This window comes from Kitasatospora sp. NPDC058162, from assembly GCF_042884005.1.
Lineage (GTDB): Bacteria > Actinomycetota > Actinomycetes > Streptomycetales > Streptomycetaceae > Kitasatospora.
The window spans coordinates 159388-176980 of the sequence record NZ_JBHVUS010000005.1 but is presented as its reverse complement, the minus strand read 5'-3'; the positions used below and the strand labels follow the sequence as shown (position 1 = coordinate 176980).

Genomic DNA, 17593 nt, shown 5'->3' with positions numbered 1-17593 from the left:
CACAGCTTTCGGTGTTCACGCGGGCATCACCGCGGACAGCTCGCCCTCGCCGCCCTTGGCGGACTTCCCCTTGGCCGACGGCTCGGCCTGGTCCTTGGCCGCCGGCTCGGCGCCGGTGCGGCCCTTGGTGCTGCCGCCGGCCGCCCGGCGCAGCTTGGCCGCGGCCGCGCGGACCGGGCCGGGGGCGCGGTCCAGCACCGACTCGGTGCGGTCGGGCTCCTCGCCGGCCTTGCGCTGCTCGTGGAAGGCGAGGATCTGCAGCTCGATGGAGAGGTCCACCTTGCGCACGTCCACGCCGTCCGGGACGGCCAGCACGGTCGGGGCGAAGTTCAGGATGCTGGTGACGCCCGCCTCGACCAGCCGGTCGCAGACCTGCTGGGCGGCGCCGGGCGGGGTGGTGATCACGCCGATCGAGACGTGCTGGCTCTCGACGATCGACTCCAGCTCGTCCATGTGGCGCACCGGCAGCCCGGCCGCGGTGGAACCGACCACGTTCGGGTCGGCGTCCAACAGGGCGGCGACCCGGAAGCCGCGGGAGGCGAACCCGCCGTAGTTGGCGAGGGCGTGGCCGAGGTTCCCGATGCCGACGATGACGACCGGCCAGTCCTGGGTCAGACCGAGCTCGCGGGAGATCTGGTAGACGAGGTACTCGACGTCGTAGCCGACGCCGCGGGTGCCGTAGGAGCCGAGGTAGGAGAAGTCCTTGCGCAGCTTGGCGGAGTTCACTCCGGCCGCGGCGGCCAGCTCTTCCGAGGAGACGGTCGGCACCGAGCGCTCGGAGAGCGCGGTGAGGGCCCGCAGGTAGAGGGGCAGGCGGGCGACGGTCGCCTCCGGGATGCCCCGGGCACGCGAGGGTCGGCGCGCGGCGCCCTGGTCGGGCGTCTGCGAACTGCTCTGTGGTGATCGGCCGATTGCCACGGTGCTCCTGTGGGTGAAGCTGGGCTTTGGCAGCCAGGCTAAGCGTTTGTGAACGTGTGCACAAAGATGGTGTCCGATTTGTCCCGGCACAGTGACACGCATCACGCCGATGAGCTCATAGCACCGGCCTGTGTCAGGACCACTTCCGGGGCCTGGGCGCCCGGCAGCCAGGGGCCGTACGACGCCTCCCGGCGCAGCAGCGGGACGGCGTCGCCGGACGGGCGGGAGCGGGCCCGGCCCAGCCGCGGCCAGGGCACCCGGGCGGCCTCGCGCAGCGGCCCGGTCCAGTCGTCCGGCGGGCAGGACGGGACGCCCGCGCAGTACCGCAGCAGCTCCGCCGTCACCCGGGCGTCGCCCAGCGCGGTGTGCGCCGGGAACCAGCCGAGACCGGCCGCCTCCGCGCAGGCCGCCAGGCCGTGGCCGCGGGCCTCCGGCAGATGGGCCCGGGCCAGCCCCATCGTGCACAGCAGCGGGACGGGCGGCAGCGGCACCCCGATCCGGGCGAACTCGCGGTCCAGGAAGGCGTGGTCGCAGCTGACGTGGTGACCGACCAGCACCCGGCCGGCCAGCAGCTCCAGCAGCCGGGGGGCGATCTCCCGGAAGCGCGGGGCGCCCTCGACGTCCGCCTGGCGTATCCGGTGCACATGGGTCGGGCCGACCGGGCCCAGCGGATCCAGCAGGGTGGCGAACTCGCCCTCGGGGCGGAGCCGGGCGTCCAGCAGCACCACCGCGACCTCGACCACCCGGTGCCGCCACGGACTGCGGCCGGTCGCCTCCACGTCCACCACGGCGAAGCCCGGGGCTTCGGGCAGCGCGGGGATCGGGCGGGGAAGCATGGCGGCACTCCTCGTGTGCTCAGCCCCCCACGGGCGCAAACGCGTTCGATCGTAAGCCGACCGGGGCGCCCCGCCCCAAGCCGGAACGGAGTGTCTTTGACAACGATTCGGCGAACCGCCCCCGCCGGTCGGCGGGGGCGGTGGTGCACGTACGAACCTGGCCTGTCCGGCGAGTCTTTGCCGGGTCCGCGACGCCGGACAGGCCGGTTCAGCCCGCCAGGGCCTTGCGCAGGCGGTTCTCGTCGACCCGCCAGAAGTCGTGCTGGCGGCCGTCGATCAGGGTGACCGGGATCTGCTCCCAGTAGCGGCGGTACAGCTCCTCGTCCCGGGTGATGTCCTTCTCCTCGAAGGTCGCACCCAGCTCCGCCGTCACCCGGACGATCACCTCCCGGGCCTCGTCGCACAGGTGGCAGCCGGGCTTGCCGACCAGGGTCACGGTACGGTCCGCCGGCTCGGGGCTCTTGCGTCGCAGCAGTGGGCTCACCTGGCCATTATTCGCCCGCACGCCCCCGGGACCGCCCGGCCCCCTCGGCGGGAAGCTGTTCACCGCACGGGCACGGCTCCGTCACGGCCGCTCCCCGCCCGGCTGGCTATGCTCGATGACATGGCCGTGCTCCGAAGGCTCACCCAGGCGAGACGCTCCACCACCGAGCGGAGCGCCCTGGCGGGCGAGGCCGCGGCAGCGGCGGCCGAGGCCGCGCTGCGCGCCGAACCGCTGCTCGCCCCCACCACCGGCGCCCCGGCGGCGGACGCCCCGGCGGAGGGCCCCGTGGAGGCCCCCGGGACGGGCGGCCCCGAGGCCGGTGCCGCCCCGGCGGGGAGCCCGACGGCCGGCCGGGCCGGAAGGGCCCCCAAGGCCCCGCCCGGGAACCACACCCCGGACCAGGACGACCCGCGCGCCGCCGCCTTCTTCGACTGCGACAACACCATCCTGCGCGGCGCCGCGATCTTCTACCTCGGCGTCGGCCTCTACCGGCACGGCTTCCTCACCCGCCGCGACATCGCCCGGTTCGCCTGGCAGCAGGCCCTCTTCCGGCTGCACGGCACCGAGGACCCGGACCACATCTCGGACGCCCGGACCACCGCCCTGGGCATCGTGGCCGGCAAGCGCACCGCCGACCTGGAGGCGATCTGCGAGGAGGTCTTCGAGCAGGTCGTCGCCGACAAGATCTGGCCCGGCACCCGTGCCCTGGTCCAGATGCACCTGGACGCCGGCCAGCGGGTCTGGCTGGTGACCGCCGCCCCGCTGGAGGTGGCCCGGATCATCGCCCGGCGGCTCGGCATGACCGGCGCGCTGGGCACCGTCGCCGAGGCCCGGGACGGCCACTACACCGGCCGGCTGGTCGGCGACCTGCTGCACGGCCCGGCCAAGGCCGCCGCGGTGAACGCGCTGGCCCGGCACGAGCGGCTGGACCTCGACCGCTGCGCCGCCTACAGCGACTCGGCCAACGACATCCCGATGCTCTCGCTGGTCGGCCACCCGTACGTGGTGAACCCGGACGGCGCGCTGCGGCGGCACGCCCGGGCGCAGGGCTGGCGGGTGCGCGACTTCCGGACCGGGCGCAAGGCGGCCCGGGTGGGGCTGCCGGCGGCGGCCGCGGTCGGGGTGCTGGCGGGTGCGGCGGCGGCCGGGGTGGCGTTGCAACGCCGCCGGCGGCGGGGCTGAACTCCGGCCACGGAACCGTTTCTTCCCCTCCCCGCCCCTCCCCCGCGCGGGTGAGAAGGCGTCAATCGGCGGCCTGATCGGGCCCCTCGTACGGGCGAACTCCCTGGTCCGACAAGGTCGTCCGGGCCCGATGCACGAACCTGTCACGCGGTGACCGGTTCTGATCGTTCGCCAGACCGGGAAAGTCAGGGGTTACGGAGCTCCAAGGCTGGGAAACCGCCGCCAGTACCGCCGAATTGGTCACCCTGGGCGCCCGAACGGTCACGTTGAGCCGGATGAACGCCGACATCTCCGGTCAGTGTCAGCCGAATATGCACAACAAATGGATCCCAAACGACCACTTCGACCACACGGTGTAGCTGTCATTGCACAAAGCGTTATTCTCTCCTGGATGCACGTCACCCAAGCGTCCCGCTCGAACGGGTGCCATGGGGAGTGCTCTCCGCGCAGGCGGAGGTGATCCGTCCACAGTTCTGCCTCTGGGAGTCCCGTGTACCCACCCGTCCGGAACGACGCGCCTGCACCCTCCCGCCCGTCGTCCGCGCCCCTGCGTCCCCGCACCGGCCTCCGCGGTCGCCCGGCCGAGCGGCAGATCTCCACCGGCCTGGACCTGCTGCGCACCCTGCTCCGCAGCCAGCTCGTCGTCTCGCCCCAACTCGTGCCCGCCGGTGGGCCGTTGGTCGGCCACCAGCACGGCCCCGGCACCGCGCTGCGCACCACCGCCGCCGGCTCGACCGGCACCGGCTCGCGCGGCCGCACCGGCAGCGTCGGCCGCAGCCGCTCCCGCACCGCGCCGAGCCCCGGCTACGAGACCGAGCACAACCCGATCATGGAGCTGGTCGAGCGGGCCCAGGCCGGCGAGAGCGAGGCCTTCGGCCGGCTCTACGACCACTACGCGGACACCGTGTACCGGTACATCTACTACCGGGTCGGCAGCCGGGCCACCGCCGAGGACCTCACCAGCGAGACCTTCCTGCGCGCGCTGCGCCGGATCGGCACCTTCACCTGGCAGGGCCGGGACTTCGGCGCCTGGCTGGTCACCATCGCGCGCAACCTGGTCGCCGACCACTTCAAGTCCAGCCGGTTCCGGCTGGAGGTCACCACCGGCGAGATGCTCGACTCCAACGAGTGCGAGCGCAGCCCGGAGGAGTCGGTGCTGGAGTCGCTCTCCAACGCCGCCCTGCTGGACGCGGTGCGCCGGCTCAACCCCCAGCAGCAGGAGTGCGTGACGCTGCGCTTCCTCCAGGGGCTGTCGGTGGCCGAGACCGCGCGGATCATGGGCAAGAACGAGGGCGCGATCAAGACCCTCCAGTACCGCGCCGTACGCACCCTGGCCCGGCTCCTGCCGCCCGACGCACGGTGAGGCGACGGTGACCGAGGGCGCGATAGGGCGGTCCCTGCCCCGACGGGCCCTACCCCGTCGGGCCCTGCCCAGGAGGACCCTGCCCGGGCGGCGATCCGACGGCCCGTCATCACCGCCGCCCGACCGACACGTCCGGGTGAACGGTCGATCCGATGATCAGCCGTGCGTAACCGACCGCCCGTACCGCTCGTTGGCCAGCATGCAAGCCCCCACCAGGCATACGGTCAAGCCGATTTGTGACCTATCACCCGATGGAGTGGCTTTGGCCCGCCGGGGCAACCGTCCGGCAGGCCGGGGTGTCGACAACGACGAAGGGAGGTGTGGCCCGTGACGGCAAACGTGCTGGAGCACCGACGGGCGAAGGCCTTCGCCGAGGCGCTGGAGGCCCACCAGGCGGAGCAACGCCGTGCGGCCGACGCCGAATCGGCCAACACCGCTGTCGCCGAGGCCGGTTCGGTCGCGATGGCCGAACTGGTCGGGGTGGCCGACGCACTGGGGGCACTACCCGGACCAGCCCTGGACCAAGAGGTCCGGACGGTCCAACGCGCCCAGCTGATGGCCGCGTTCGAGCAGGCCTTCGCGGGCGGGCCGGGCGCCGCGGTGCCCCGCCAGCGCCGCCACCGGGCGATCCGGACGGCGCCGCGCGGCCGGTGGAGCCGCCGCTTCGCGATCGGCGGACTGGTCGCCGGGCTCGCCGTCGGCAGCCTGGCCGGCGCGGCCGCGGCAAGCTCCAACGCCCTGCCCGGGGACACGCTGTACGGCATGAAGCGCGGCCTCGAAGGGCTCCGGCTGGACCTCGCGGACTCCGACTCGGAGCGCGGCGAACTGCTGCTCGGCAACGCCGCCACCCGGCTCGGCGAGGCCAACGCCCTGGTCGGGCAGACCGGTTCGACCACCGGGCTCAGCCCCGGCACGGTCGACCGGGTCCGCCGGGCGCTGGACGACATGCACGCCGACGCCCTCAAGGGCCGCGACCTGCTGCGTTCGGTCTACCGCAGCAACGGCTCGCTGGACCCGATGCGCGCGCTGGCCGGCTTCGCCCACGACGAGGACGGCCGCTGGAGCGAGCTGCAGGGCCGGCTGCCGGTCCAACTCACCGAGCAGGCCCACCTGGTGAACCAGCTCTTCGACGACATAAGCGAGGACGTCGCGCCCCTGCGCCTGACCCAGCCCGCCGCCAAGAGCGGTGGACCGGGCGGCACCGGAGCGGGCGACGACTCGTCCTCCTCGACCGGCGGCTCCCCGGCCGACTCCGGGGCGAACGGCTCCGGCGCCGCACCCGGCTCCGCGCAGTCCCAGGGCGGCACGGGCAACAGCAGCCGCCCCGGCGGCACCGACCGCGCCCCGGACGCCGCCGGCAACGGCGGCACGGCCGGTGGCGGGGCCAAGGGCGGCGGGCTGCCCAGCACCCTGCCCACCAGCGCCCCGGACGCCGTCAACGGCCTGGTCGGCAACCTCACCAACGGGCTCACCGGCGGCGGGCGGCCCTCGCCGAGCGCCGACGCGGCCCCGCCGCAGGTGCCGCAGCCGCCGTCCGGTGCGCCCAGCACGCCGGGCGCCCAGCAGGGCGTGGACGTGCCCCCGCTGATCCCCGGCCTGCTGCCCGGGCTGCGGATCCTCGGCGGCAGCTGAGCGACGTGCTGAGGGCCCGGTGGAACGCGTTCCACCGGGCCCTCAGCGCGTCAGGATCATCGGCAGCGTTCTTCTGAGGCGCTCAGAAGAACACCGAACGCCGCTGTACCAGCAGCTGGTACAGGGTGTGCTGGATGGTCTCACGCACCTCGTCGGCCAGGTCGAAGACCAGCATCGGGTCGTCCGCGGCCTCCGGCGGGTAGCCGTCGGTGGCGATCGGCTCGCCGAAGCGGATCGTCCACTTGGTCGGCAGCGGCAGCATCCCCAGCGGCCCCAGCCACGGGAAGGTCGGGGTGATCGGCGCGTACGGCAGGCCGAGCAGCCGGGCCAGCGTCTTGACGTTGCCGATCATCGGGTAGGTCTCCTCCGCCCCGACGATCGAGCACGGCACGATCGGCACCCCGGCGCGCAGCGCCGAGGAGACGAAGCCGCCGCGGCCGAAGCGCTGGAGCTTGTAGCGCTCGGAGAACGGCTTGCCGATGCCCTTGAAGCCCTCCGGCCAGACGCCGACCACCTCGCCGCGCTCCAGCAGCGCCTGGGCGTCCTCGTTGCAGGCCAGGGTGTGGCCGGCCTTGCGGGCCAGCTCGTTGATGCCCGGCAGCACGAAGACCAGGTCGGCGGCGAGCATCCGCAGGTGCCGGTGGTGCGGGTGGTGGTCGTGGATGGCCACCTGGGTCATCAGGGCGTCCAGCGGGATGGTGCCGGAGTGGTTGGCGACGATCAGGGCGCCGCCCTCGGCCGGGATGTGCTCGACGCCCTGGACCTCGATCCGGAAGTACTTCTCGGCCAGCGGGCGCAGCAGCGAGAGCAGCACCTCCTCGGTGAGCTCCCGGTCGAAGCCGAACTCGTCGACCTCGTAGTCGCCGGTGATCCGGCGGCGCAGGAAGGCCAGTCCCTCGGTGGCCCGGCCCTCCCAGCCCTTGCCGAACAGCCGGGTGGCCGCCGGGCCGAGCTGCCCGGACAGCGCCCCGCCGACGGCCCTGGCGAGCCGGTCGGCCGGCCCGGGGCCCTCGGGGGAGCTCCAGCTGGGGGCGGACTCGATCGGGATGACCTTGGCCTCGCCCGGCGCGTTCTCGGCGGCGGCACTCATGGCGGGTTCAGCTCCTCGGGCGGCGGGTCGGTACGGCGTCGGTGGCCCCTTCCGGGCCGAGCAGGGCGGTCAGCCGGTCGGTGACGGCGGCCAGCCGCCCGGGCGGCAGCAGGCCGGGGCCCCGGGCGGCGGCGAAGTCGGCGAAGGCCTCCGGAGTGCTGAACGCCGGACGGTAGCCGAAGGTCTCCCGCAGCCGCGTGGTGTCCACCACCCGGCCGTGGGTGAGCAGCCGCAGCTGTTCCGGCGAGACGTCGACCAGCCGGGTCTGCCGGGCCAGCACGGCCATCCAGCTGACCGCGGGCAGCAGCAGCGGGAGGGTGGGGCGGCCGAGCCGGCGGGCGCACTGGGACAGCAGCAGCACGCCCTCCCCCGCCACGTTGAAGGTGCCGGTGTTCACGGTGCCGGGCACCGGCTCGTCGGCGGCCCGGCAGAGCACCGCGACGGCGTCGTCCTCGTGCACGAACTGCAGCCGGGGGTCGTAGCCGAGCACGGTCGGCAGCACCGGCAGCGCGAAGTATTCGCTGAGCGGGGTGTCCGAGCCCGGGCCGACGATGTTGGCGAAGCGCAGCACCGTCACCGCGACGTCCGGGCGGCGCCGGGCGAAGCCGCGGACGTAGCCCTCGACCTCGGCCGCGTCCTTGGCGAAGCCGCCGCCGGGCGGGTCCTTCGGCTGGATCCGCTCGCTGAACACCGCCGGGTCGCGGGGCGCGGAGCCGTAGACGCCCGTGGTGGACTTCACCACCAGCCGGCGCACCCCGGGCGCCTTCTGGCAGGCGCCGAGCAGCTGCATGGTGCCGATGACGTTGGACTCCTTCACCGCGGCGCGGTTGGTGGAGCCCAGCCCGGTGGCGCTGACGCTCAGGTGCACCACGGTGTCCACCCGGTGCTCGGCGATCACCCGGGCGACCGCGGGGCGGCGCAGGTCGAGCTGGTGGAAGGTGTACGGGGCGGCCGGTCCGTCCGGCTCCTCGAGCGGCAGCCGGGGCGGCTGCACGTCCACGCCGACGACCCGGTCCACCCCCGGACGGCGCCGGACCTCGGCGGCGAAGCGGGCACCGAGATGGCGTGCCACGCCGGTGACGAGCACGACCACGCCCACGGTGCTGCACCCCATTCCCTCGACCGAGCGGCCTGCGTGCACCGTACCGCGCCGCCCCACCGGGCCGTGAAACGACACCGGGCTGTGAAATGACACCGCCCGCCCAGGCCGCAGGGGCCTGGACGGGCGGTGGAAGCGCTGGGCGCGCTGGGCGCGGCCGGGGGCGCTTACTTCTTGTTGCGACGCTGAACGCGGGTCCGCTTCAGAAGCTTGCGGTGCTTCTTCTTGGCCATACGCTTGCGACGCTTCTTGATGACAGAGCCCACGGAACAACCCTCGCTCACTGAGACTCGCGTCCGTGAGAGACGGAGTCCATACGACTGACGTGAGGGCCTAGCCTACCGTCCACGTGGCCGGGGCCGTAATCGTGCTCCCCTGAAGCGGGAAACTCGCGGGAAATCCGGGGCGAACGGGGACGGATCCACGGGCTGTGGACCCGCCCCCGCCGGCCCCGGTGCTACGCGCTCTCGAGCCGCACGTACGACTCCTTGAGGTACTCGTGCACCGCCTGCTGGGGCACCCGGAAGGACCGTCCGACCCGGATGGCCGGCAGCTCTCCGCTGTGCACCAACCGGTACACGGTCATCTTGGACACCCGCATGACCGCGGCAACCTCGGCCACGGTCAGGAAGACGACTTCCTGCAGGGGACGCTCGACGGAACTCATGACCATCACCCGACCCTTACCCGTGTGCAAGGCACCGGCTTCCCCTCCGGTGACTCCACCGGCACACGTGTATCCCCAGAGTAGTTATGGGTGGTACCAGTGGGAAGAGGGGAGGTGCAGTCCTCGTACTGTGAGAGATAGGACCGTTGCAGTACGTAGTCACTCGGCGGATCGCCCCAGGGGGCGTACGCACGGCCCCTCCGGGGCCCGGCCGGGGCGGGGGCCGGGGCGGCGGATTCAGGCCAGCAGACCGTGGTGGGGGAACACCGCGCGGCGGCTGGCGAGGATGGCCTGATCGAGTCGGTCGGCCGGATCGTAACCCGAGTCGAAGTCGCGCCAGGCCGGGCGGGCGCCGTCGGTCATCCGCAGCGGGGCCGGGCGGCGGGTGCGGCGGTAGACCTCGGCGCGCCAGGCCTCGGGGGTCTCGGTGGCCGGGTCGACGGGCCGGCCGGCGGCGGTGGCGACCAGGTGGGTCCAGCAGCGCGGGACGACGTCCACCACGGCGTAGCCGCCCCCTCCGGTGGCCACCCAGCGGCCGCCGGTGAGCCGGTGGGCCAGCCCGTGCAGCTCCTCGGCGATCAGCCGCTGGGCGTCCAGGGTGACGGCGAGGTGGGCGAGCGGGTCCTCCAGGTGGGTGTCCGCGCCGTGCTGGGTGACCAGGACCTGCGGCCGGAAGGCGGTGAGCAGTTCGGGCACCAGGGCGTGGAAGGCGCGCAGCCAGCCGGCGTCGCCGGTGCCGGCCGGCAGCGGCAGGTTGGCGGCGGAGCCGGGGGCGTCCGGGCCGCCGGTCTCGGTGGGCCAGCCGGTCTGCGGGAAGAGCGTGGCGGGGTGCTCGTGCAGCGAGACGGTCAGCACCCGGGGGTCGTTCCAGAAGGCCGCCTGGACGCCGTCGCCGTGGTGGACGTCCACGTCGACGTAGGCGACCCGCTCGGCGCCGAGTTCGAGCAGCCGGGCGATGGCCAGGGCCGGGTCGTTGTAGACGCAGAAGCCGGAGGCCTTGCCGGGCATCGCGTGGTGCAGTCCGCCGGCGAAGTTGACGGCGTGCGGGGTCTCGCCGCGCCAGACCGCCTCGGCGGCGGCGACCGACTGGCCGGCGATCAGCGCGGAGGCCGAGTGGACGGCCGGGAAGGCCCAGTTGTCGTCGGTGCCGAGCCCGTGCCGGGGGTCCGACTGCTCGGGGTGGGCGGCGGCGTGCCGGACCGCCTCGACGTACTCCTTGGTGTGCACCAGCTGCAGGGTGGAGTCCCCGGCGGGCGGCGCGGACCGGACGGTCACCCCGGGCCCGGTGGCCAGTCCGAGGGCCTCGACCAGGCGCATGGTGAGCGCCAGCCGGGTCGGGTCCATCGGGTGGCCGGGGCCGAAGTCGTAGGCGGTGACGGCCTCGTCCCAGAAGAGGTGCAGGCCGCAGGAGGTGTCACGCTCGGCTTCGGGCATGGCCTCCACCGTAGTGGGTGGGGGCGGCGGGCCTCGCCCGCCCCCACCGTCACGCGGCGGCGCGGGCCAGGGCCGGCCTGGGGGCGAAGCGCTCGGCCAGCGGCAGGACGGCGAGCACCAACAGCATCGGGGCGAGCAGCGCCCAGCGGTACGAACTCGCGTCCGCGATCGCCCCGACCAGTGGCGAACCGATCAGGAAGCCCACGTAGTTGAAGAGGTTGAGCCGGGCCACGGCGGCGTCCGAGTCGGCCGGGAAGAGCCGGCCGCCGGCCGCGAACACCTGCGGGATGATCGCGCAGATGCCGAAGCCGAGCACGGTGAAGGCGGCGATGCCCGCCCAGGCGGCGGGCGCCAGCGCGGCCAGCCCGAAGCCCAGCGCGGCCAGCGCCGCGCCGAAGCGCACCACCGGGACGGCGCCGAAGCGCTGCACCGCGCGGTCGCCCAGGGCCCGGCCGAGCAGCATCGCGACCATGTAGCCGAGGTAGGAGAGCTTGGCGAGGTCCTCCCGGCTGCCCAGGCCGTCGGTGAGGTACTTGACGCTGTAGTTGGAGACCGAGGCGTCCGCGATGTACGCGAAGGCCATCGCCAGGCACAGCGGCAGCAGCGGGCGCCAGGGGATGGACCGGGCGGCGGCCTCGGCGGCGTCCCGGACGGCGTCGCCGAGTTCGGCCGGTCCGGCGAACCGGGTGCCGGTCAGCACCGCGAGCGGGGCGATCACCGCCGCGGCCGTGCCGAACAGCAGCGGCAGCCCCAGGTCGTAGTGCGAGCCGAGGCCGGCGATCGCCGCGCCGAGGATGCCGCCGAGGCTGAACGCGGCGTGGAAGCCGATCATGATCGAGCGGCCGTAGCGGTGCTGGAGGCCCACCCCGAGCATGTTCATACTGGCGTCGAGCGCCCCCACCAGCAGCCCGAACGCGCCCAGCGCGACGGCGAGTTGCCACAGCGAGTCGCCCAGTCCGGCGCCCGCCAGACTGAGGCAGACGGCCGGCTGGACGGCCCGCAGGACGGCCCGGGCGCCGATGCGCTTCACCAGCCGCTCGGAGAGGATCGAGCCCACCCCGGCCAGGATCGGCACCGCGGCCAGGAAGACCGGCAGCAGCCCGTCGCTCAGCCCGTACCGGTGCTGGATCTCCGGGATGCAGGTGACCAGCAGCGCGAAGGTGGTGCCCTGGAGCAGGAAGCTGACGGCGAGCGCGGCCCGCCCGACCCGCAGTCCCGGCGCCGTCGGGGTCGGGACGGACTGCACGGGCGGTGCGGCACTCATCTACGGACCTCCACGCGGCTCGCTACCGGTCGCCCCCGGGCCCGCTACCGGCCGGTAGAACGATGTTGGCCGAGAGCGTAGGCGGTGCGCCGGGTTTGCGGGAGGGGTCGCGCAGGGACTTCCGCCGCGGGCGGCCCCCGGTCACTTCCCGCCGGAGGCCAGCTCCCGGGAGCGGTCCCGGGCCGCCTCCAGGGCGCCCAGCAGCGCGGCCCGCACCCCGTGGTTCTCCAGCTCGCGGATCGCCGCGATGGTGGTGCCGGCCGGGGAGGTGACCGCCTCGCGCAGCTTCACCGGGTGCTCGCCGGAGTCGCGCAGCATCACCGAGGCGCCGATCGCGGACTGCACGATCAGGTCGTGCGCCACCTGCCGGGGCAGGCCGAGCAGGATGCCCGCGTCCGTCATCGCCTCGACCAGGAAGTAGAAGTAGGCCGGGCCCGAACCGGACAACGCGGTGGCCGCGTCCTGCTGGGACTCCGGCAGCCGCAGCGCCTTGCCGACCGAGCTGAAGATCTCCTCGGCCCGCGCCAGGTGCTCCTCCCGGGCGTGCGAGCCGCCCGAGATGACGCTCATCCCCTCGTCCACCAGCACCGGCGTGTTGGGCATCACCCGGACCACCGGGGTGCCGGCCGCCAGCCGCTCCTCGAACCAGGCGGTCGGGACGCCGGCCGCCGCCGAGATCACCAGCCGGTCCGGGCTGATGTGCGGGGCCAGCTCCTCCAGCAGGGTGCCCATGTCCTGCGGCTTGACCGCGAGGATCAGGGTGTCGGCCAGCTTCGCGGCCTCGGCGTTGGAGACGGCCACCACGCCGTACCGGTCGGCGAGTTCGGCCGCGCGCTCGGGACGGCGGGCGGTCACCAGGACGTCCGCCGGGTCGGTGCCGGCCCGCAGCAGACCGGAGAGCAGGGCCTCGCCGATCTTGCCGGTGCCCAGGAAGGCGATCTTCCGTCCGGGTGCTGCGCTGCTGGCCATGGTCCGCTCCTTGCCTCGGTACTGCGGCCATCCTCGCACCGCGCGAGGGCGCCCGTCGGGACCGTCCGGTCCGTGGTCCGCGCGGCCCCGGGGGGCCTTTGCCCCTAGGGAGAAAACTCGGGGGTTTCCCCTATGGCCTCCGGGCCCGTACGGGCGCACCGTGGAGCCATGGCACACGACGAGATGTCCCGACGTGAGAACCGGCAACTCGCCGCCGCCTCGGCGACGGTGGGCCCGTGGCGGACGGCCGCGGGCGTCGGTGCGGTGGTGGGCGCGACCGCCCTGGGGGTCGAAGCGATCTCCGGGGACTGGTCGCTGAGCATGCTGGCCGGACCGGCCGGCTGGGCCCTGTTCTTCGTCGCCCTGGTCGGCACCGTCGGCGGGCAGCTGCGCCGCGACACCGCCGACCGGCGGCTGCGCCGCTGGGCCGACGCGCACCCGTGGCAGGCGGCCCTCCCGGCGGCCGGCGGGCTGCTGGTGCTGAACACCCTGGCGCAGTACCTCCTCGGCGACGCCGGGCTGTTCGGCTCCTTCTTCATCTCGCTGCTCCCGGCCGGCCTCCTGCTGGTGATCGCCGGGGTGGTGGGCTCGGTGAAGCAGGCCCGCGGCAAGGGGTAGGGCCCTGAGGAAGGGTCGGTTTCCGGACAAAACACGGTGAACCCCCGGGCGCCGCGCACGGGTTCACCACATGGTGTGCCCCCGATCGACGAATCGTCACACCACGTCGGCATACTGGCGCGATGCCGATTGCCGAAGATCCGGAACCACGCCCCTCCGAGGGCAGTGAGCCGGGCGGGTCCGACCCGTCCGGAGCGGGCGGGAAGGACCCGTTCGCCGACCTCGTCCTGGACGAGGAGTTCATCAAGGCCGCCAGCGTGAAGGAGCAGTCCGGGCGCACCCGGATGCTGAGCGCCCGTTGGAAGCACACCCCGCCGGTCGACCCGGGCGGTCGACGCTCGGTCAACGACGGCCCGGCGCCGAAGCGCCGCTTCGGGCGCAAGCCGAAGCTCCAGGTGGTCGACCCCTGGGGCAACCCGCGCCCGGCCCGGCGCAGGCGCACGCTGGAGTGGCGCACGCCGCTGTTCATCGTGCTGACCGTCGCCGTGCTGCTGGCCGCGCTCAACGTCGACGCGCTGCGCACCTGGCTCCACGGGGGCGCCGACGGCTCCTCGCCGAAGGCCTACGCCCCGGTGCCGACCGTCGCCCCGGAGACGGCCCGGCCGACCAGCGCGCCGTCGGCGGTCCCCACCGACCAGCCGACCGTCGCCCACCCGTGGGCGGGCTCCCCCGCCGAGGGCTGGCCGACCTCGATGGACGCCTTCGGCCCGAAGGACGCACCGGACGCGATCGGGGTGTTCAGCGCGGAGCAGGTCGCCGCGCAGGTGAAGCTGGTGAAGGACTACCTGGCGGCCGCCAACCTGGACCCGAAGGTGATCGCCGGCGCGCGGCCGGACGCCGCGCTGGCCCTGCTGAGCCGGGAGAGCCAGGGCAGGATCGGCGCCACGCTGGACAAGCCGTCCAAGGAGCAGGACCCCACGCTGTGGTTCGCCCGGTTCGACCCCCGCGAGGCGATCCAGATCGGTGACTCCGCCAAGGTGCAGGGGCTGATCAGCGTGGAGGGCGACGGCGACAAGGGCGTCCTGGTGCACACCGACTTCACCTACGTCTACGCCCTCCGGCCGGGCCCGGACGCCGCCAAGGCTCCCGGATCGGCCCGGCCGTCGACGAAGGCGCCCCAGGCGCCCCAGGACGGCACGGCGAAGCCGGTGGGCCTCCTGGTGCCGGCCGACGACGCGGCCGGGGAGACCTGGACCACCCGCACGATCGTGCGCAGGCAGCAGGACTTCCGCTTCTACGACCCGGCCAGGTACCGGGTGGACCGGGCGAAGCTCATGGTCGACAAGTCGGCGACGGACATCGGCAACAGCGCGTGCGAGGTCTACGACGGCTTCCTGCACCCGCAGTTCGACCAGTTCGCCGCCCCCGGGCCGGACTCGACCGGCCCCAGGAGCGACCCCTACGACCGCAGCCACGACCTGCCGACGACCGGAGGCGACGACTGCGGCACGGTCAGCCGCTTCTGACGGTCAGCGCTTGCGCTTCCCGCCGGGTCGGCCGCCGCGGCCGGCCCGGCGCTTCTCGTACTGCTCGACGGCCTTCCGGTGGGCGGCCCGCTTGACCGCCTCGCCGGGGGCCTCGACCAGGCTGCGGGCGAAGTAGGCGGCCAGGCCGCCGGCCCCGCCGATCAGCCAGACCGCGCCGAGCGACTTCTCCTCGGCCATCCAGCCGGTCAGCTGGTCCTTGCCCTCGGTGAGCACCTTCCAGGTGCGCAGGACGGACATCAGCGAGCAGACCGCGATGGCGGCGGTCAGCAGCCCGTTCAGGAAGCCGCCGCCGTCGGAGAGGGCGACGCCCTCGACGCCGAAGCGCAGCACCAGCGCGGCGGCGGCGGTGGCGACCAGCGCGCCGACGGAGACGCCGACCCGGCGCAGCCAGTAGCCGTTGTCCCGGTCGAGCCAGCTGGTGCCGAAGAAGCGGATCGGCTCCGGCTCGGGGGCGCCGGTGGGCTTGGGGGCGGGAGTGGGGGGCTGCTCGGTCACGCCGTCGATTATCACCCGGGCGGCACGGAACGACGGAGGAGCCGTCCCCGCTGTCCGGGACGGCTCCTCCTGGGGCGCGCGGGGCTCAGCCGAGCTTGCTGACGTCCCGGACGGCGCCCTTGTCGGCCGAGGTGGCCATCGCCGCGTAGGCCCGCAGTGCCTGGCTGACCTGGCGGTCGCGGTTCTGCGGCCGGTAGCCGTTCCCGGCCTCCAGCGCGCGGCGGCGCTCGGCGAGGACCTCGGCCGGGACCTCCAGGGAGATCGTCCGGGCCGGGATGTCGATGGCGATGGTGTCGCCGTCCTCGACCAGCGCGATGGTTCCGCCGGAGGCCGCCTCCGGGGAGGCGTGGCCGATGGACAGGCCCGAGGTGCCGCCGGAGAAGCGGCCGTCGGTGATCAGCGCGCAGGCCTTGCCCATGCCGCGGCCCTTGAGGAAGGACGTCGGGTAGAGCATCTCCTGCATGCCCGGGCCGCCCTTGGGGCCCTCGTAGCGGATGACGACGACGTCGCCCTCCTTGACCCGCTTGGCGAGGATCGCCTCGACCGCGGCCTCCTGGGACTCGCAGACCACCGCCGGGCCGCTGAACGTCCAGATCGACTCGTCGACGCCGGCCGTCTTCACGATGCAGCCGTCCTCGGCGAGGTTGCCGTAGAGCACGGCGAGGCCGCCCTCGACCGAGTAGGCGTGCTCGACGCTGCGGATGCAGCCGCCGGCGGCGTCGGTGTCCAGCGACTCCCAGCGCTCGGACTGCGAGAAGGCCTCGGCGGAGCGCTTGCAGCCGGGTGCGGCGTGCCACAGCTCGACGGCCTCGGCGGAGGGCGAACCGCCGCGCACGTCCCAGGTCTTGAGCCACTCGGCGAGCGAGTCGGAGTGCACGGTGTGGACGTCCTCGTTGAGCAGCCCGCCGCGGTACAGCTCGCCGAGGATGGCCGGGATGCCGCCGGCCCGGTGCACGTCCTCCATGTAGTACGAGCCGTTCGGCGCGACCTTGGACAGGCAGGGCACCTTGCGGGAGACCGCGTCGATGGCCCGCATGTCGAAGTCCAGCTCGGCCTCCTGGGCGGCGGCGAGCAGGTGCAGGATGGTGTTGGTCGAGCCGCCCATGGCGATGTCCAGGGCCATGGCGTTCTCGAAAGCGGCCCGGCTCGCGATCGCACGCGGCAGCACCGAGGCGTCGTCCTGGCCGTAGTGGCGGTTGGTGATCTCGACGACCGTATGCCCGGCCTTCTCGTACAGCGCCCGGCGGGCGGTGTGGGTGGCGAGCACCGAGCCGTTGCCGGGCAGCGAGAGGCCGATCGCCTCGGTGAGGCAGTTCATCGAGTTGGCGGTGAACATGCCGGAGCACGAACCGCAGGTGGGGCAGGCGTTCTCCTCGATGATCGCGATGTCCTCGTCGGAGACGTTCTCGTTGACCGCCTGGGAGATCGCGTCGATCAGGTCCAGCTTGCGCACGGTGCCGTCGACCAGGGTGGCCTTGCCGGCCTCCATCGGGCCGCCGGAGACGAAGACGGTCGGGATGTTGAGGCGCAGCGCGGCCATCAGCATGCCGGGGGTGATCTTGTCGCAGTTGGAGATGCAGATCAGCGCGTCGGCGCAGTGCGCGTTGACCATGTACTCGACCGAGTCGGCGATCAGGTCGCGCGAGGGCAGCGAGTAGAGCATGCCGCCGTGGCCCATCGCGATGCCGTCGTCGACGGCGATGGTGTTGAACTCGCGCGGGATGCCGCCGGCCTCCTTGATCGCCTCGGAGACGATCCGGCCGACCGGCTGGAGGTGGGTGTGGCCCGGGACGAACTCGGTGAAGGAGTTGGCGACCGCGATGATCGGCTTGCCGAAGTCCTCGCGGGCTACGCCGGCGGCCCGGAGAAGCGCCCGGGCGCCTGCCATGTTGCGACCGTGGGTGACCGTACGGGACCTCAGCTCGGGCACTGTGCTCCACTCCTTCGGGGCTCTCGCCGGCGCCCGCCGGTGATCAGGGTGCGGGGGCCGTTGTGGCTTACGAGCCTACGCCCGCCGTCCGGCCGGCGGACGGCGCGTCCGCGATGCGGGCAGCG

The 17593-nt window shown here is 73.8% G+C and carries 17 protein-coding genes; 5 read left to right on the top strand and 12 right to left on the bottom strand.

Annotated elements, in window-relative coordinates:
* Positions 1 to 15: 15 nt before the first annotated feature.
* The 3 genes from ACFVXG_RS12325 to ACFVXG_RS12315 all read right to left on the bottom strand — a co-directional run bounded on the left by ACFVXG_RS12325 (position 16) and on the right by ACFVXG_RS12315 (position 2238).
* A complete protein-coding gene (locus tag ACFVXG_RS12325) occupies positions 16 to 912 on the bottom strand; it encodes a redox-sensing transcriptional repressor Rex (protein ID WP_387927144.1) in 897 nt (298 codons plus the stop codon).
* 107 nt (positions 913 to 1019) lie between these two features.
* A complete protein-coding gene (locus ACFVXG_RS12320; protein WP_387926779.1) occupies positions 1020 to 1754 on the bottom strand; it encodes an exonuclease domain-containing protein in 735 nt (244 codons plus the stop codon).
* 208 nt (positions 1755 to 1962) lie between these two features.
* Positions 1963 to 2238 carry a glutaredoxin family protein gene (locus ACFVXG_RS12315; protein WP_387926777.1) on the bottom strand — a complete coding sequence of 92 codons (276 nt, stop codon included), beginning with the start codon at positions 2236 to 2238 and terminating at the stop codon, positions 1963 to 1965.
* A 120-nt stretch (positions 2239 to 2358) separates the two neighbouring features.
* On the opposite strand from ACFVXG_RS12315, the gene ACFVXG_RS12310 reads away from it, so the two are divergent.
* The 3 genes from ACFVXG_RS12310 (at position 2359) to ACFVXG_RS12300 (ending at position 6415) form a co-directional block, all read left to right on the top strand.
* Complete coding sequence (locus ACFVXG_RS12310; RefSeq protein WP_387926775.1) at positions 2359 to 3420, top strand: HAD-IB family hydrolase; 1062 nt, start codon at positions 2359 to 2361, stop codon at positions 3418 to 3420.
* A 547-nt stretch (positions 3421 to 3967) separates the two neighbouring features.
* Positions 3968 to 4783 (top strand): ECF subfamily RNA polymerase sigma factor, BldN family, encoded by an 816-nt coding sequence (locus tag ACFVXG_RS12305; protein ID WP_387927142.1) that lies wholly within the window; start codon positions 3968 to 3970, stop codon positions 4781 to 4783.
* Between the two features lie 327 nt (positions 4784 to 5110).
* Entirely contained in the window at positions 5111 to 6415 is a 1305-nt protein-coding gene (locus ACFVXG_RS12300) for a DUF5667 domain-containing protein (protein ID WP_387926773.1), read from the top strand.
* A gap of 82 nt (positions 6416 to 6497) precedes the next feature.
* On the opposite strand, the gene ACFVXG_RS12295 is transcribed toward ACFVXG_RS12300, so the two are convergent.
* The 7 genes from ACFVXG_RS12295 to proC all read right to left on the bottom strand — a co-directional run bounded on the left by ACFVXG_RS12295 (position 6498) and on the right by proC (position 12938).
* Positions 6498 to 7505 carry a lysophospholipid acyltransferase family protein gene (locus ACFVXG_RS12295; protein ID WP_387926772.1) on the bottom strand — a complete coding sequence of 336 codons (1008 nt, stop codon included), beginning with the start codon at positions 7503 to 7505 and terminating at the stop codon, positions 6498 to 6500.
* Between the two features lie 7 nt (positions 7506 to 7512).
* The gene (locus ACFVXG_RS12290) at positions 7513 to 8604 is read right to left on the bottom strand and encodes an NAD-dependent epimerase/dehydratase family protein (RefSeq protein WP_387927140.1); all 1092 of its coding nucleotides are present in this window, start codon (positions 8602 to 8604) and stop codon (positions 7513 to 7515) included.
* A 167-nt stretch (positions 8605 to 8771) separates the two neighbouring features.
* A complete protein-coding gene (locus ACFVXG_RS12285; protein ID WP_003948845.1) occupies positions 8772 to 8870 on the bottom strand; it encodes a 30S ribosomal protein bS22 in 99 nt (32 codons plus the stop codon).
* Between the two features lie 191 nt (positions 8871 to 9061).
* The gene (locus ACFVXG_RS12280; protein ID WP_045699258.1) at positions 9062 to 9271 is read right to left on the bottom strand and encodes a helix-turn-helix domain-containing protein; all 210 of its coding nucleotides are present in this window, start codon (positions 9269 to 9271) and stop codon (positions 9062 to 9064) included.
* A gap of 237 nt (positions 9272 to 9508) precedes the next feature.
* Positions 9509 to 10705 (bottom strand): acetoin utilization protein AcuC, encoded by a 1197-nt coding sequence (locus ACFVXG_RS12275; protein ID WP_387926770.1) that lies wholly within the window; start codon positions 10703 to 10705, stop codon positions 9509 to 9511.
* A gap of 49 nt (positions 10706 to 10754) precedes the next feature.
* Entirely contained in the window at positions 10755 to 11969 is a 1215-nt protein-coding gene (locus ACFVXG_RS12270) for an MFS transporter (RefSeq protein ID WP_387926768.1), read from the bottom strand.
* Positions 11970 to 12110: 141 nt separating this feature from the next.
* Positions 12111 to 12938: a pyrroline-5-carboxylate reductase gene (gene proC / locus ACFVXG_RS12265; protein ID WP_387926766.1), complete on the bottom strand. Its 828-nt coding sequence runs from the start codon at positions 12936 to 12938 to the stop codon at positions 12111 to 12113.
* 168 nt (positions 12939 to 13106) lie between these two features.
* Here proC and ACFVXG_RS12260 point away from each other — a divergent pair, with 168 nt between their 5' ends.
* Entirely contained in the window at positions 13107 to 13556 is a 450-nt protein-coding gene (locus ACFVXG_RS12260; protein WP_387926764.1) for a hypothetical protein, read from the top strand.
* A gap of 122 nt (positions 13557 to 13678) precedes the next feature.
* Entirely contained in the window at positions 13679 to 15022 is a 1344-nt protein-coding gene (locus tag ACFVXG_RS12255) for a hypothetical protein (protein WP_387926762.1), read from the top strand.
* 3 nt (positions 15023 to 15025) lie between these two features.
* Here the strand turns inward: ACFVXG_RS12255 and ACFVXG_RS12250 are convergent, their stop codons facing one another.
* Both ACFVXG_RS12250 and ilvD read right to left on the bottom strand, forming a co-directional pair.
* Positions 15026 to 15538, bottom strand: coding sequence for a hypothetical protein (locus tag ACFVXG_RS12250; protein WP_387926760.1), 513 nt, complete (start codon positions 15536 to 15538; stop codon positions 15026 to 15028).
* 85 nt (positions 15539 to 15623) lie between these two features.
* Positions 15624 to 17468: a dihydroxy-acid dehydratase gene (gene ilvD, locus ACFVXG_RS12245; protein ID WP_387926758.1), complete on the bottom strand. Its 1845-nt coding sequence runs from the start codon at positions 17466 to 17468 to the stop codon at positions 15624 to 15626.
* Between the last annotated feature and the right edge of the window lie 125 nt (positions 17469 to 17593).